Source organism: Rhizobium grahamii CCGE 502 (assembly GCF_000298315.2).
GTDB lineage: Bacteria > Pseudomonadota > Alphaproteobacteria > Rhizobiales > Rhizobiaceae > Rhizobium > Rhizobium grahamii.
In genome coordinates this window covers 14,367-28,300 of the sequence record NZ_AEYE02000037.1, presented here as the reverse complement: position 1 = coordinate 28,300, position 13,934 = coordinate 14,367, and the positions used below count along the sequence as shown (strand labels likewise).

The following is a 13,934-nucleotide window of genomic DNA, read 5'->3' as shown; positions in this document are numbered from 1 at the left end:
TTTGGAATGCGGACGGGCCAACTGACCCGCCCGAAGCCGGACATATCATCCGGTCTGACGCCTGCTTTACGCCTTGGCGACCAGGGTCGGCTGCAGGGCGCCCGATACGTTCGGGGTAACCTTGAGGCTCTCCTTGTAGACGATCGGCTGTGCGTATTGGAGAAGCGGGATCACATAGCCCTGTTCTGCAATGTACTTGCTGACCGCTTTCCACCCGGCGATGCGCTTTGCTTCGTCCTTCTCCCCCCAGAGCGGGGCGATCATGTTGTCGAGGTCGTCGGTGTTCCAGACAGAATGCGGCGAGGGGCCGAACATTGCAAAGCCCGTTGAGGTGGTTGGATCACCGATCGCGTTGCCCCAGTTATAAAAGGCGGCCGGCGCCAGCGCATCGGCGGCACGCAGTTCGTAGTGCTTGGCGATCTCGTAGACCTCGATATCGGCTTCGATGCCAACCTTGCGCCACATCCCGACAATCGCCTGGATCATCTCGTAATCCTTGGGCTTGAAGCCCCGCGTGGTCTGGATCTTGAACTTGACGGGCTTTTTCGGCGAGTAACCGGATGCGGCGAGCAGCGCCTTTGCCTTCTCGGCATCGAAGCCGACGACGATCGACGAATCGAAGGCATCATATTCCGGCGCCTCCAGCGTGTCGATCGGCACGCCATAGCCGCGCAGCAGACGGGCAACGATCGCCTTCTTGTCGATTGCGTGGTGGGCGGCCAGACGCACGTTCTTGTCTAGCATCACGTCGATGTTGTTGATGAAGATCATGCCAATATCGGAGATCGGGGTCGCGGTGCCCGCAAGCCCAGACTTCTTTTTCAGGCGATCGAAATCCTCATAGGGAATTTCGAGCGTGACATCGGACGAACCGGATTCGATTTCAGCAACGCGGCTGGTCGTATCGGGCACGAATTTGAAGACGACGGTATCAAAGGCAGGCTTGCCTCCGAAGTATTTGGGGTTTGCCTTGAGACGGAGAAAGGCGTTGCCCTCATAGGCGTCGACCATATAGGGGCCGGTGCCGATCGGCTTCTTCTCGAAGCCTTCTGCGCCGACCTTCTCATAGTAGGCTTTCGGCAGGACATAGCCGGTCAGAAACGCCATCCACTTGAAGTAGGTCGGTTCGAAGCGGATCACGTCGCCCGTGATGCGCTTGCCCTCGATCTTGTAGTTGCCGGCCGTCGACCAGATGAAGGAAATCGGATTACCGCCCTTCTGGTCGGCTGCCCGCGTCAGCGACCATACGACATCCTCCGGTGTAAACGGCGAGCCGTCGTGCCAGGTGACACCTTCGCGGACGTCCATCCAGACCTTGGTCTTGTCCTCGTTCCAACCCCAGTCCGTCAGAAGCCCGGGTTGAAACTTCAGGTCCGGTCCCTGGCCGATGAACTGATCGAAGACCGACCGGTAGATCGCCTGGATCGCCGGATTGACCGCCGAGGGGCCTGTCGTCGGGTCGAAGGATGGCAGATTGACGTTGAAGGCTATCGTCAGCGTGCCGTTTTCGGCAGCAGAGACGATATTTCGACCCGCGAGAATCCCGGTGATGAAAGTTGCTGCGCCAAGGCTCAAGGCCTCGCGCCGAGTAAGCGTCGTCATAGTCACTCCGTTCCCCTTGTGAAGCGGACGAAGGCTTTTTACCTGCCGACCGCTGGCGATTTATTATCGGAATGTTTCAACCTTAAAATAAGTGATTGGAACCGGCAAGCGCTTTGTTGCAACTCGAAGAATACCCTTCAATCGCAAATAATATGCTGGAGCATATAACTTTTGGCTTCCGGCAACCGGCAGCTCCGGCACGGGCGTGCAGAGCCTGTCAGCCAATCAGGCATTTGCCGATTGACAGCGCCGCGCACGCCGAAATATGCTTTTGCAAATGAATAAGAAAAAAGTCCGACCGGACGAAGGGGAATGCCATGGCCGAACGCTCGTTTGCGCGTGAAGTCGAGGATCTGAAGCTCGGGGAAGGTGAAATCTTCCGCGGCGAAGGCATCCTTGCAATCACAAAAGCTCTCCTGCAATCCGGTGTGTCCTATGTCGGGGGCTATCAGGGCTCGCCCATTTCGCACCTGATGGATGTGCTTGCCGATGCCAAGGACGTGATGGAGGATCTTGGCGTCCATTTCGAAACCTCGGCGTCCGAAGCTGCTGCCGCTGCCATGCTTTCAGCGTCCGTGATGTATCCGCTGCGTGGCGCCGTCACATGGAAGTCGACGGCCGGCACAAACGTTGCCTCGGATGCGCTCTCCAATCTTGCATCCGGCGGCGTGACGGGCGGGGCGCTGATCATCATCGGCGAGGATTATGGCGAGGGCTCCTCGATCATGCAGGAGCGCAGCCATGCCTATGCGATGAAGTCGCAGATGTGGCTCCTCAATCCACGCCCCAATCTCCCCTCCATCGTGGACGCAGTTGAGAAAGGCTTCGAGTTGTCGGAAGCCTCCAACACGCCTGTCATGCTGCAGGTCGGCATCCGCAGCTGCCATGTTCACGGCCAGTTCGAGGCCAAGAACAACAAGCGGCCCGAGTTTACGCTGAAACAGGCGCTGGAAAATCCGGTGCGCGACGTCAACCGCATTGTCCTGCCACCAGCGTCCTTCCTGCATGAGAAGGAAAAGCTCGGCAAGCGCTGGCCGGCTGCCGTCGAGTTTATCAAGAAGAACGAACTCAACGAATATTTCGGACCTGCCGCCGGCGACATCGGCATCATTCTCCTTGGCGGCATGTATAACGGCGTCATGCGCGCGCTGCAGCAGCTCGGGCTCGCCGATGTCTACGGCAACTGTTCCGTGCCACTTTATGTCCTGAACGTTGCCTATCCCCTGGTCGACGACCAGATTGCCGACTTCTGCGCCGGCAAGAAGGCGGTTCTGATGGTCGAGGAAGGCGCGCCCGAGTATATCGAGCAGTCGCTGAACACCGTTCTGCGTCGCCGCGATATCCAGACAAAAGTATCCGGCAAGGACGTCCTGCCGCTTGGCGGCGAATACACCGCGCCTGTGCTGATGAAAGGCATAAGGGATTTTCTGGAGACGCATCAGCGCGTCCTCCTCGGCAACCAGCCACCGCTGCCCGACCCGACGCCGGTCCTCAATGATCCGAAGGTCAAGGCACTTGCCGAAGTGGTGCCTCCGCGTCCGCCTGGCTTCTGCATCGGCTGTCCTGAACGGCCGATCTTCGCGGCCATGAAACTTGTGGAGCAGGAACTCGGCGAGCACCATGTCTCGGCCGATATCGGCTGCCATCTCTTCTCGATCCTGCCGCCGTTCAATATCGGTGGCACGACGATGGGCTACGGGCTCGGCCCGGCATCGGCCTCCGCTTTCAATGTCGATGCCGACAAGCGGTCGATCTCGGTGATGGGGGATGGCGGCTTCTGGCACAACGGTCTTGCAACCTCGGTCGGCAACGCCGTGTTCAACAAGCAGGACGGCGTCATCCTCGTTGTCGACAATTACTATTCGGCCGCGACCGGCGGGCAGGACGTCATGTCCTCGCGCGCCCTCAATCCGCGCCGCAAGACGAACAATTCCATCGTCAACGCCGTGAAGGGGATCGGCGCCACATGGGTTCGGCAGATCGACCGGACCTATGACGTCGCCAAAATGCGCGATACGCTGCGCGAGGCACTGACGACGAAAGAGCCGGGCCCAAAGATCATCGTCGCCTCATCAGAATGCATGCTGAACAAACAGCGCCGTGTGAAGCCGCAATTTGCCAAGGCCGTGAAGGACGGCCACCGCATGGTCAAGGAGCGCTTCGGGGTCGACGAAGACGTCTGCACCGGCGACCACGCCTGTATCAGGCTGTCCGGCTGTCCGTCCTTGTCGGTCAAGCATACCGACGATCCGCTGAAGGATGATCCGGTGGCAGCGATCGACAACAACTGCGTCGGTTGCGGCAACTGCGGCGAGGTGTCGGAAGCGGCTGTCCTCTGTCCCTCGTTCTATCGCGCTGACATCATCCACAATCCGACCGGTTGGGATCGGTTTACCGCGCGCCTGCGCAGCGCCGTCATCGGCTGGCTGCAGACGCGTCGCGCCTCCAGCCGCATTGTCTTCGTGGATTGAGGCCCGCCATGAACGAGCACCCTGCCATGAGTACCCGCCTTTCAACAGACAAGCCAATCTCGCTCGCAATCCTTGCCATGGGCGGCCAGGGTGGCGGCGTTCTTGCCGACTGGGTGGTCGGACTTGCCGAATCCCAGGGCTGGATGGCACAAACAACCTCCGTTCCGGGTGTCGCACAGCGAACCGGGGCGACGATCTACTATCTGGAACTCTTGCCGGCGCGCGATGGCCATGAGCCGATCTTCGCATTGATGCCGACGCCCGGCGATGTCGACGTCGTGCTTGCTGCCGAACTGATGGAAGCCGGGCGCTCGGTGCTGCGGGGCCTGGTCACGCCTGACAAAACAACCCTGATCGCATCGACGCATCGTGCCTTCGCCGTCGGCGAAAAGGAAAAGCCGGGCGATGGCATCGCCAATCCCGTTGTCGTCGTTGAGGCCACGGATTTTGCAGCGAAGAAGACCATTGCCTTCGACATGGAAACGCTGGCCGTCAAGAACGGCAGCGTGATCTCCGCGGCCATGTTCGGTGCCCTTGCGGCGGCTCAGGTGCTGCCCTTTGCCAAGGAGGCTTTCGAAGCAATGATCAGGGCGGGCGGCAAGGGCATCGAGCCCAGCCTGCGCGCCTTCGGCGCCGCTTATCAACGCGCCGTGGAAAAGCCGCGCGATCCGGTCTCCGACAAGCCGCACAAGCGGCTCGATCCTTTGCCTGCAAGTGCTGGCCACGCGAAGCTCGATGCCCTCGTCGACAGGATACGCCGCGAGTTCCCCGAGCCGGCTCACACGTTGCTTTATGCCGGTGTCAAGAAGCTGACCGACTTTCAGGACCCGACCTATGCCGATGAGTATCTGAACCGTGTTGGCGCGCTTCTTCTTGACGACCGGGCTGCCGGTGGTGCGGACAAGTGTTATGCCTTCACCTGCCAGGCGGCAAAATATGTTGCTGTTGCAATGGCCTATGACGATGTCATTCGCGTGGCCGACCTCAAGGTTCGGGGGTCGCGTTTCGAGCGTGTCCGCAAGGAAGTCGGCGCCAAATCCGACCAGATCGTCTATATGACGGAATACATGCATCCGCGCATGGACGAGGTTTGCGGTACTTTGCCGAAGCGGATCGGCCTCTGGATCGAACACCGGCCTGCCGTCTTCAATTTCCTCGATCGCTTCGTCAACAGGGGGCGGCGCGTGAAGACAGGCACGCTGTTCTGGTTCCTTTCTCTCTATGCGGTCTCGGCGCTGCGCGGCACACGCCGCGGTACACTGCGCAACATGCGTGAAGTCGAGCATAGGGAAAACTGGCTGACCTCGGCGGTAAGATTGCTTTCAGACGACTATGACCTTGCCGTCGAGGTCCTCAACAACCGGCGCCTGGTGAAAGGCTACTCTGACACCCATGCCCGCGGTCTTTCCAAGTTCGATCGGGTGATGTCGGCTCTGCCGCTGTTGAAGGGACGCGACGATGGAGCGGCATGGATGCGACGGCTGCGGCAGGCAGCGTTGCTTGACGAAAACGGGATCGCACTGGATGGAGCGTTAAAGACGGTTGCGACGCTCTGATGCGTAACTGTCTCAGATCTCATGCTTGCGGATATTGTGCAGAACCTTGTGCAGCGTCGACAGGAAGGCGCGGTATTCGACTTCGTCCACACCGTCGAACATCTGCAGGAAGAGGTCATACATGCTCGGCCAGAGCTTTTCGAACGCTGCCCGGCCTTCTTCCGTGATCGAGACGTCGCGGACGCGCATGTCCTCAGCCCGCGGCTGGCGCCTGATATAGCCTTGTTCCTCGAGTGAATCGAGCGTCCGGCTCATGGTCGATTGTTCTGTCACCGCAAAGACGGATAGCTCGTTGATCGTAACCGAAGACGCAATGCTCAAAACCGCAAGCGTGCGCATTTTGGCGGTCGTTACGTCCTGTTCCTTGAGCTCTTCTGCCAGATTGGCGTTCCAGCGCGCCATCAGCCGGTTCATCAGGTAGGGGGCGAAATGGTTGAGGCCGATCTCGCCCATCGTCGGACGCGTTTCGTAGCCGTCTTCCTTGCGTCGCAGAACCGTGCCCGAAAACCGTTCTTCCATGGATGAGCGTTTCCTTGTCCTGCGTCAGGGGAGTGAAGATGCGAGCAAAAATCCGGAGCCGCCTGCCAGACCCGGGCCGGGATGGGAAGATGCGCCGATATGGTAGAGCCCCGGGATGTGGGTGCGGTGGTTAACAGAAGACTTAAACGGGCGCCAGAGGAAAAACTGATCGATCCCGCAGTAGCCGCCATAGGGATCGCCGCCGACGAGGTTCATGTTCATTGCCTCGAGATCTGCGGGAGAGTAAGCCCTGCGCGCCAGCTTGATCGATTGGAAATCCTCAATGTGTTGCGACAGGATCGCCTCGATGCGATCGGCGTAGCGCTCGCGAATGGCTGGCGTCCACAGACCGTCGGATGTCGTTGCGATCTCACCCGCCGCATCGCCCTTGATGAAGCGCGGCGCTTCGGGCAGTTGCAGCCAGAGGATCGATTTTCCGTCTGGCGCGCGGCTCGGGTCAAGGGATGCAGGCTGGCCGACGCAGATCGTCGGCTCTACAGGCAGCAGGCCCCGCTCGCATTCGTTGGCGGCGCGCGACACCCCGTCGAGGCCGGGCGTCAGATGAAGAAGTGCGACCTTCCCGAGTTCGCGGTTGGCCTTCCACCTCGGCGGCTCAGCCAGCGCATAGTGGATCTGCATGTTGCCCTTTCCGTAGCGGAAGCGGGCAACGGCCTCTGACGTCTCGGCCGGCAGCGGCTGCGGCCAGTCTTTCGTGAGACGCCCGTAGAGCTGGTTTGGCGTGGTCGAGCAGATGACACCGCGGTTCGATGCAAGGATCTCGCCGCTCGCAAGCCTGACACCCCCAGCCTGGCCTGAAGGGGATGTTGTCACCTGCGCGACGTCGGCTCCGGTTTGGATCTTGCCGCCATGATCGGAAATCAATCTTTCAAAGGCGTTTAGCACGGAGACTGCGCCTCCCTTGGCGATCGGGCAGCCGGCAAGTTCAATGGCAAAGCCGATGACCTTCAGCATTTCGGCGGAATATGCGGCTTCCGGCCCCAGCCCGCAATGCAGCACCCAAGGAGCCCACAGGGCATGAATATCCTCGGACTTATAGGTGGTTTCCAGATAGCCGCGGGCAGGGACCAACGCGTCGCCGAACCAGGCGGCGAGTTGGCGAAGACCGCGCCCCCAGCCTTGTTTTGCGACGGTCTTGAGCGTGGTGCCAGACCAGAGCGCGCCACCAAGAAGTGAAAACAGGAAAGGCGCGTCCGCACCGAGCTTGTCCATCTCTCTTGAGAAGACCATGCCGTCGCCGGCGTGAAGCCCGTTAAAGGTTGCGACATTGCGTTGCCGGTCCTTGGAGAAGATGACATGCGAACCATCCGGCCGCAGGACGCCGGTCGGCAGATCTGCATGTGCGAACTCCAGACCGCGGGCCTCGAGATCCTTGCCGAGCGCACCATAGGCTGGCGACGTCAAAAACAGCACCATCGTCGTCGCCATGACGTCATGGACAAAGCCGGGCTCGGTAATTTCTTCAGTGCGCAGGCAGCCGCCGATCTGTTCGTTCCGCTCGAGAACGAGGACCTTGCGGCCTTTCTTTGCGAGCATCGCGGCTGCCACAAGCGCGTTGATGCCACTCCCGACAATGATGTAGTCGTATTCAGCCATTGCGTGCCCCGGCGCAGCCAGAATTCTGAAGCGGGCCGGAGTTTGGCTCCGGCCCGGACAAGCTTACGTCGTGACGAGCGCGAGCGCCCGCACGGGAGAACCGGTGCCCTTGACGAGCTTTAGCGGAGCGGCGATCAAGACCGCACCCTTTGGCGGCAGCTGGTCGAGCTGGCACAGGCTTGCAAGACCATAGCGGTTGGCCTTGTGCATCAGATTGTGCGCGGGGAAGGGTGGGTTCATGCCACCGGCCGAGCCTGCATCGGTGCCGATCGTTTCCTGACCCCAGCCGATGATGTTCTTGCTCACAAGGTATTCAATTGCCTCTGCCGTCGGGCCTGGGGAATGCGGGCCATTCTCGTCGGCATTCAGGAACGTCTCGGTCGAGCCGTTGCGCTTGTACCAGTCAGTGCGCAGCAGCACCCAGGTGCCTGCTTCGATCTCACCGTGCTCAGCTTCCCATTCCTTGATGCTCTCGACGGTGAGGAGATAGTCGGGGTTGGCAGCAGCTTCCTTCGAACGGTCGATCACGTTGACCGGCGCGACGAAGTTCTGCGGCGCGATGGTGTCAGTCGTATTGTTCGGGTTGTCCTTGCCGGTGATCCAGTGACAGGGCGCATCGAAATGCGTTCCGGTGTGCTCGCCAAGTTCCAGCCAGTTCCAAGCCCAGAATGGACCGTCCTGGTCATAGGCGGAGATGGTGTGGACCTTGACGTTCGGTGTGTTCTTGCCGAATTGCGGCGGCAGGTAGAGCACCGGCGTATCGGGCCCGAGCGGGGCAGTGAGATCGACGACCTTCACGGCGCCTGAGACAAGTGCGGTTGCGAGGTTTGAAAGAGCTGTAGTCGACATTTCGTGGTTCCCCTTGGCGAGATGCCAGCGCGACGGTGCAAAGGGCTGTTGCGGCTTCTTGTCTGTTGCCCGTGGTGGCTGGATAACGGGAGCCTATGTCACGAAATATGATATTGCAAGTATTTGGACGCCGCGAGGCGGTCCTGTCGTGTCTATAAGCCGACGTGGCTGAAGGCACGGTGATTTCACCTGATTATAGGTGGTTCGTCGGCAATCAGACGGCCCGCTTCGAGGCCGCGGTTCGCCTTGCGGCTTTCCGCTCTTGATCAGGTTCCTCGAAGATGTATGCATGTGCGAATAAAAAACAAAGATGAGCGAGGGGTTCAAGCATGAGCTACGATGCAGTGGTGGTGGGCGCCGGTCACAATGGGCTTGCCGCGGCCGTCCACCTGGCGGCGAAGGGATGGAAGGTTGCGGTGGTCGAGGCCAAGGGGCAGCCTGGCGGCGCGGTGAAAACGGGCGAACTGACCATTCCCGGCTTCCGTCACGACGTTGCCGCCATGAACCTGTCGATGTTTGCTGGTTCAGCCTTTTTTGCCGAACACAAGGAAGCGCTGATTGCACACGGCCTTGGTTTCGTGCCAGCGGCTGATTGTTTTGCGACTGTGTTTCGAGACGACACCTTTCTTGGCGTCAGTTCCGATGTTGAAAAGACCAGCGCCGGTATCGCCGCCCTTTCGCCGGAAGACGCCCAAAGCTGGCGCGCCATGCTTGCCGAATTCGGTTCCGATGCACCCCATATTTTCGCACTTCTCGGAGCGCCCATGCCGTCGCTGGCGGCAGCGAAGGTTGTCTGGAAGGCATGGCGGCAGAAGGGAACGGGCTGGATCTACGACACGCTCAGGCTTTTGTTCGCCTCTCCCCGTGATTTTCTGGATCTGCGTTTCAGGAATGCCAAGCTCAAGACGATGATGGCGGCCTGGGGATTGCATCTCGATTTCTCCCCCGACGTCGCCGGCGGGGCGTTGTTCCCCTATCTTGAATCGATGGCAAACCAGGCTTTCGGCATGGTGATCGGCAAGGGTGGCGCCGACACGATCATCACTGCGATGACAGGGCTCCTCAAGGAAAAAGGCGGAGAACTGATCCTCAATGCGCCGGTCGACAGTATCAGGATCTCTTCAGGGCGGGCGACCGGCGTGGTGCTGGCCGACGGACGAACCCTTGAAGCGCGCAAGGCGGTAATCGCCAATGTGCATCCGAAGAACCTGTTTGGTCGGCTTGTTGCAGCCGACCCGGCGCGGGCCGACTTCGATCGTAAGGTTGCGCACTTCCGGGCGGGGCCAGGCACGATGATGATCCACCTCGCGCTCGACGGGTTGCCCGATTGGCGGGCGGGGGAGGAACTCAAGCGCTTTGCCTATGTCCATGTTGCACCCGACCTCGAAATGATGTCGCGCGTCTACGCAGAGGCGGCTGCCGGGTTGCTTCCGGCGGAACCCGCTCTGGTCGTCGGCCAGCCAACGGCGATCGATCCCACCCGTGCGCCGCCCGGCAAGCATGTCCTTTGGGTGCAGGTGCGTGTCCTGCCGGCCCATTTCCATGGCGATGCAGCCGGAGAAATCAGCGCCCGAAACTGGGATGAGGCAAAGGAAGCCTACAGTCAGCGTGTCCTTGACATGCTCGAGCGCTATGCGCCAGGTCTGCGTTCGAAGGTGCTCGGGCGGGCGGTATATTCACCGACAGATCTGGAGCGCGAGAACCCGAACCTGATCGGCGGCGACAATCTGTCGGGAAGCCATCATCTCGACCAGAACTTCATCTTCCGACCCGTTGCCGGCTACTCGCGCTATGCGACGCCGGTGAAGTCGCTCTATATGTGTGGCGCCTCGACCTGGCCGGGCGCAGGAACGGGAGCGGGGTCGGGCTTCATGCTTGCAAAGATGCTTTCCCGGTCGTGATCGCGACCGCCAAAGCAATTCCTTTGACATTTCAAATATTGATGCCTAGACCATCGGGACTTATCCAGATGGTTCAGGCGGAGTGACATGGCAGAGGCGGACGTCGATAGCGTCGACCTGGAGACGATAGTCCAGGGCGCCCATGAAAAGCAGGAGCTTCGTCTCTGGCTGCGAATGCTTTCCACAACGAAGCTGATCTCGCAGGAGGTTCGACGGCGCCTGCGAAACGAATTTGGAGCAACGCTTCCGCAATTCGATCTGATGGCGCAGCTCTATCGAGAGCATGGCGGCCTGCGCCTTGGTGAATTGTCAAAGCGCACCATGGTAACGAATGGGAATGTGACCGGGCTGGTGGAGCGGCTTGAGGCGGATGGCTTTATTGTTCGTGAGACCCCGGACGACGACCGCCGCGTCACGGTCGCCAAGCTGACGACCAAGGGTGATGAACTTTTCGCCACGATGGCGGCAGCTCACGAGAGCTGGCTGCGCGACATGATGGCCGATGTCGATCCGGCTGACATCAAGGCCCTCTGGTCCCGGATCGGAGCCGTCAAGGCTTCCGTCAACAACCACCTGTCAGGTGCAGACTTCGACTAGGCGGGCGGGCGGGTAACGGGCTTAGCGGGTCTTTTCGGCCTTGAAGCGCTTCTCCAGCAGGCTGACCAGACGCACCATCGGCCACAGGAAAAGAATGTAGACAAGCGCAGCACCGATCAGCGGCGTCGGGTTGGCATAAAGCGCCTGCGCGTCGGTTGCTTCCTTGAGCAACTCCGGCAACGCCACGGTCGAGGCGAGAGAGGTGTCCTTGAACATCGAGACGCAGTTGCTGGTCGTCGGCGGTATGACGATGCGCAGCGCTTGCGGCAAAATCACCTTGCGCAATGTTACCAGGAACGGAAGGCCAAGAGCAGCTGCTGCCTCGAACTGACCGCGTGGGACGCTCTCGATACCGGAGCGGAAGATTTCGGCCGAGTAGGCTGCCATGACGATCGAGAAGGCCAGAACCGCCGAAGCCCAGGACGAGAGGCGAATGCCGAGGAACGGCAGGGCATAATAGATCAGGATCAGGACGACAAGCACGGGAACCGCGCGGAAAACATCGATGTAGATTGTTGTCAGCAAGCGAAGGGGCTTTGGCGCATAAAGTCGGATCAGGCTCACGATCAGCCCGGACGGAACGCCGACGGCGATCGCAAGAAGTCCGAGCAGGAGGGTGTTCCACAGACCGCGAAGGAGTGCCGGAAGGCTGGACAGCAGGACATCGGCGTTGAAGAAAGTCTCGACCAGCGACATGGGTATTCCTTGCAGGTATAGATCCTGGCATCACGCCGGCCCGCAGGACCGGCGTGATGGTTTCGAACTCAGTTGATAGCTTATGCCTTCGGGATCGGCATTTCGGTGATCGTCGACGATCCGGCTGGCGCCTCGCTGCCGAACCACTTCTTGTGGATCTTGGCAAGCGTGCCATCCTTCTTCATTTCGGTGATCGCGCCATTCAACTTCTCGAGCAGCGGGTGATCCTTGGTCATCATCAGACCATACTGTTCGCCGGTCTTGATACGATCCTTGACGGAAAAGCCCTTCATCTTGACGAAGAGGTATTCCATGCCGGGGATGTCGCTTATGACGGCATCGACGCGGCCTGCACCAAGATCCAGGAACATTTCCTGCTGGGCATTGTAACCCTTGACGTCACCAAAGCCGTTGGCTGCCGTGTTGTCCTTGACCCACTTGTCACCGGTCGAGCCGGAGAGCACGCCGATCGTCTTGCCCTTGAGGTCGGACAGGCCCTTGATGGCGCTGTCGCTCTTGGTGGCGACACCCATGTCGGAATCGTAATAGGGCTGGGTGAAGGACTGAGACTTCAGGCGGTCCGGTGTAATGGTGATCGAGGAAATCGCCACATCGATGCGCTTGGAGGTGGTTCCTGCAAAGAGGGCCTGGAAGCCGTAGTCAGCGATCTCGGGCTTCAGGCCTGCGCGCTTGGCCGCTTCGGTGACGATATCGACTTCGAAGCCTTCGAAGGTACCGCTGTCGTTCTTGTATTCGAAGGGTGGGTTGCTCGGATAGGAGCCGACATTCAGTACATCGGCGGCATAGGCGGATGATATTCCACCGGCAAGGCCGATGGCGGCAGCAATGACAAACAGGTTTCGACGGGTCAGGCTCATTTTTATCTCCCTCTGGTTTAGCGGCCTGCGCCGGCATTGGCCGACGCCGGTAGTTCCGTTCCGCCTGCGGCGGAGCGTCATTTCATCGCGCTGACCATGCGATCGAGCGCAATCTCTATTTGTCCGATATCCCGAAACACGCACATGCGCAGGAAGGCCGCAGATGAATTGCCGAAGAGATGACCAGGCGCCAGACCGACACGGGCCTTCTCGAGGATATCTGCGCAGACCTCGCGCGCGTCGGTGCGCCCCTCGAGCGCAAAAAACGCGTACATGCCGCCTCGTGGCTTGTTTGGCAGGATCAAGTCCGGGATTTCTCCAAGACGCTTGTAGGCGAGGTCGAGGCCGGCCTTTGCCTTGCCACGGATTTCCGACACGAGCGGTTCGCCTTCAGTGAGGGCGGCAACGGCGCCGGCCTGGATCATGCCGGCCGTGCCGCTGTTCATATATTGCGTCATCGCTGCAAGCTGATCGGCGATGCCCGCCGGATGGGAGAGCCAGCCGATCCGCCAGCCGGTCATCGCCCACGCCTTGGAGAAGCTGTTGATCGAGATCACGCGGTCGCAATCATCGGCAATTTGCAGAATGGAGGGAGCGACGTTACCCTCGAAATAGAGGCGCCCGTAGACCTCATCGGATATGATCCAGATGCCTGTGCGACGGCTGAACTCGAGGAGCGCCTGCATTTCTGCTGCGGTTGCCGTCCAGCCCGTGGGATTGGACGGCGTCGACAGGAAGATTGCCCGCGTGCGTGCATCGCAGGCGGCAAAGAGCTTGTCGAGGTCGAGGCGCCAATCGGTGTCAAAGTCGAGCGGAACCGGGCGCGGCTCGCCGCCGATCAGATGGATCGCATTGTGGATGTTCGGCCATTGTGGCGCGACGTAGACGACGTTGGTGCCGATGTCGACAAGAAGCTGCAGGGCGATGTAAAGCGCCTGCATGCCGCTCGGGGCGACGGTCGTCCGTTCGATTGCGATCGGCCGGCCGTGCAACTCGGACTGATAGCGGCTGAGGGCCTGGTTCAGGGCCTCAAGGCCCCGCATGTTTGGAATGTAGAAGGTCGAGCCCTCATCAAGTGCCGCCTTTGCCGCGTCGCGGATGAAAGCCGGGGTCACCATATCGCCTTCGCCATACCAGAGAGGTATCACGTCGCCGAGTTCGCGGGCACGCATTGCCAGCGCTGCGATATTCTCGGTCCTCAGATCGCGAATTTGCGCGCGGATGCCTTCGAAGGCGTGGCGGGTCATCGCT

Annotated in this window: 11 protein-coding genes; 4 read left to right on the top strand and 7 right to left on the bottom strand. The window is 60.2% G+C overall.

Annotation, left to right across the window (positions count from 1 at the left end; all coding sequences use genetic code 11):
* Positions 1-66: 66 nt before the first annotated feature.
* Entirely contained in the window at positions 67-1,602 is a 1,536-nt protein-coding gene (locus RGCCGE502_RS31635) for an ABC transporter substrate-binding protein (protein ID WP_016558308.1), read from the bottom strand.
* A 317-nt stretch (positions 1,603-1,919) separates the two neighbouring features.
* Here RGCCGE502_RS31635 and RGCCGE502_RS31630 point away from each other — a divergent pair, with 317 nt between their 5' ends.
* Complete coding sequence (locus RGCCGE502_RS31630) at positions 1,920-4,073, top strand: thiamine pyrophosphate-dependent enzyme (protein WP_016558307.1); 2,154 nt, start codon at positions 1,920-1,922, stop codon at positions 4,071-4,073.
* Positions 4,074-4,081: 8 nt separating this feature from the next.
* Positions 4,082-5,629 carry an indolepyruvate oxidoreductase subunit beta family protein gene (locus RGCCGE502_RS31625; RefSeq protein ID WP_016558306.1) on the top strand — a complete coding sequence of 516 codons (1,548 nt, stop codon included), beginning with the start codon at positions 4,082-4,084 and terminating at the stop codon, positions 5,627-5,629.
* Positions 5,630-5,641: 12 nt separating this feature from the next.
* On the opposite strand, the gene RGCCGE502_RS31620 is transcribed toward RGCCGE502_RS31625, so the two are convergent.
* From RGCCGE502_RS31620 to RGCCGE502_RS31610, 3 genes are all read right to left on the bottom strand, one after another.
* Entirely contained in the window at positions 5,642-6,148 is a 507-nt protein-coding gene (locus RGCCGE502_RS31620; RefSeq protein ID WP_016558305.1) for a MarR family winged helix-turn-helix transcriptional regulator, read from the bottom strand.
* 24 nt (positions 6,149-6,172) lie between these two features.
* Complete coding sequence (locus tag RGCCGE502_RS31615) at positions 6,173-7,762, bottom strand: phytoene desaturase family protein (protein WP_016558304.1); 1,590 nt, start codon at positions 7,760-7,762, stop codon at positions 6,173-6,175.
* Positions 7,763-7,825: 63 nt separating this feature from the next.
* Positions 7,826-8,611, bottom strand: coding sequence for a cyclase family protein (locus tag RGCCGE502_RS31610; protein WP_016558303.1), 786 nt, complete (start codon positions 8,609-8,611; stop codon positions 7,826-7,828).
* Positions 8,612-8,940: 329 nt separating this feature from the next.
* Between RGCCGE502_RS31610 and RGCCGE502_RS31605 the strand changes: the two genes are divergently transcribed.
* Together RGCCGE502_RS31605 and RGCCGE502_RS31600 are read left to right on the top strand one after the other, a co-directional pair.
* Positions 8,941-10,512 carry a phytoene desaturase family protein gene (locus RGCCGE502_RS31605; RefSeq protein WP_016558302.1) on the top strand — a complete coding sequence of 524 codons (1,572 nt, stop codon included), beginning with the start codon at positions 8,941-8,943 and terminating at the stop codon, positions 10,510-10,512.
* 87 nt (positions 10,513-10,599) lie between these two features.
* A complete protein-coding gene (locus tag RGCCGE502_RS31600) occupies positions 10,600-11,109 on the top strand; it encodes a MarR family winged helix-turn-helix transcriptional regulator (RefSeq protein WP_016558301.1) in 510 nt (169 codons plus the stop codon).
* Positions 11,110-11,130: 21 nt separating this feature from the next.
* Here RGCCGE502_RS31600 and RGCCGE502_RS31595 read toward each other — a convergent pair whose 3' ends face one another.
* From RGCCGE502_RS31595 to RGCCGE502_RS31585, 3 genes are all read right to left on the bottom strand, one after another.
* Entirely contained in the window at positions 11,131-11,805 is a 675-nt protein-coding gene (locus RGCCGE502_RS31595) for an amino acid ABC transporter permease (RefSeq protein WP_016558300.1), read from the bottom strand.
* 80 nt (positions 11,806-11,885) lie between these two features.
* Positions 11,886-12,683 (bottom strand): ABC transporter substrate-binding protein, encoded by a 798-nt coding sequence (locus RGCCGE502_RS31590; RefSeq protein WP_016558299.1) that lies wholly within the window; start codon positions 12,681-12,683, stop codon positions 11,886-11,888.
* A 77-nt stretch (positions 12,684-12,760) separates the two neighbouring features.
* Positions 12,761-13,930 (bottom strand): pyridoxal phosphate-dependent aminotransferase, encoded by a 1,170-nt coding sequence (locus RGCCGE502_RS31585; protein ID WP_016558298.1) that lies wholly within the window; start codon positions 13,928-13,930, stop codon positions 12,761-12,763.
* Positions 13,931-13,934 lie beyond the last annotated feature (4 nt).